Origin of the sequence: Burkholderia sp. AU15512 (assembly GCF_002223325.1) — a bacterium.
Taxonomy (GTDB): Bacteria; Pseudomonadota; Gammaproteobacteria; order Burkholderiales; family Burkholderiaceae; genus Burkholderia.
In genome coordinates this window covers 1-1517 of the sequence record NZ_NKEX01000021.1, presented here as the reverse complement: position 1 = coordinate 1517, position 1517 = coordinate 1, and the positions used below count along the sequence as shown (strand labels likewise).

Sequence of the window (1517 nt, the reverse complement as noted above, 5' to 3'; positions counted from 1 at the left end):
CCCGAAGCCTTCGAGCTGACGCTCGAAAGCGCATGCGCACCCGACCAGAATACGACGCTGTCCGGCCTCTACGTGTCGAGCGGCAACTTCTTCACGCAGTGCGAAGCCGAAGGCTTTCGCCGCATCACCTATTTCCTCGACCGTCCGGACGTGATGGCGTCGTACACGGTGACGCTGCGCGCCGACAAGGCCGCGTACCCGGTGCTGCTGTCGAACGGCAACCTCGTCGATTCGGGCGACCTGCCCGACGGCCGCCACTTCGCGAAATGGGAAGACCCGTTCCGCAAGCCGAGCTACCTGTTCGCGCTGGTCGCGGGCAAGCTCGTTGCGATCGAGGAGAAGATCACGTCCGGCTCGGGCAAGGAGAAGCTGCTGCAGGTGTGGGTCGAGCCGGCCGATCTCGACAAGACGCGTCATGCGATGGATTCGCTGATCCACTCGATCCGCTGGGACGAGCAGCGCTTCGGCCTCGAGCTCGATCTCGACCGCTTCATGATCGTCGCGGTGGGCGACTTCAACATGGGCGCGATGGAGAACAAGGGGCTCAACATCTTCAACACGAAGTACGTGCTGGCGAACCCCGAGACCGCGACCGACACCGACTTCGCGAACATCGAATCGGTGGTCGGTCACGAGTACTTCCACAACTGGACCGGCAACCGCGTGACCTGCCGCGACTGGTTCCAGCTGAGCCTGAAGGAAGGCCTGACGGTATTCCGCGACCAGGAGTTCTCGGCCGACATGGCCGCGGGCGACGACCTCGAATCGGCGGCCCGCGCGGTCAAGCGCATCGAGGACGTGCGCGTGCTGCGCCAGCTGCAGTTCGCCGAGGACGCGGGCCCGATGGCGCATCCGGTGCGCCCGGAAAGCTACGTCGAGATCAACAACTTCTACACGATGACCGTCTACGAAAAAGGCTCGGAAGTCGTGCGGATGTATCAGACGCTGTTCGGCCGCGACGGCTTCCGCAAGGGGATGGACCTGTACTTCAAGCGCCACGACGGGCACGCGGTGACCTGCGACGACTTCCGTCACGCGATGGCCGACGCGAACGGGCGCGACCTCGCGCAGTTCGAACGCTGGTACAGCCAGGCGGGCACGCCGCGCGTGTCGGTGCGCACCGCGTACGACGCGGCCGCGCGCCGCTATACGGTGACGCTCGCGCAGGGCTACGGCGACGCGTCGCCGGCCGCGCGCGACACGCAGCAAGGGCCGCTGCTGATTCCGTTCGCGATCGGCCTGATCGGCCGCGACGGCCGCGACCTGCCGCTGCGTCTCGACGGCGAAGCCGCAGCAGCAGGCACGACGCGCGTGCTCGACTTCACCGACACCGAGCAGACCTTCACGTTCGTCGACGTGCCGGAACAGCCGCTGCCGTCGCTGCTGCGCAATTTCTCGTCGCCGGTGATCGTCGAGTACGACTACAGCGACGACGATCTCGCGTTCCTGCTCGCGCACGACAGCGATCCGTTCAACCGCTGGGAAGCCGGCCAGCGCCTCGCGACGCGCGCGCTGCT

Annotated in this window: 1 protein-coding gene; it reads left to right on the top strand. The window is 66.3% G+C overall.

Annotated features, from left to right (window positions below):
- Window positions 1–1517: aminopeptidase N (gene pepN, locus CFB43_RS37470; protein WP_089499097.1), on the top strand; the 1517-nt coding region annotated here is incomplete at both ends.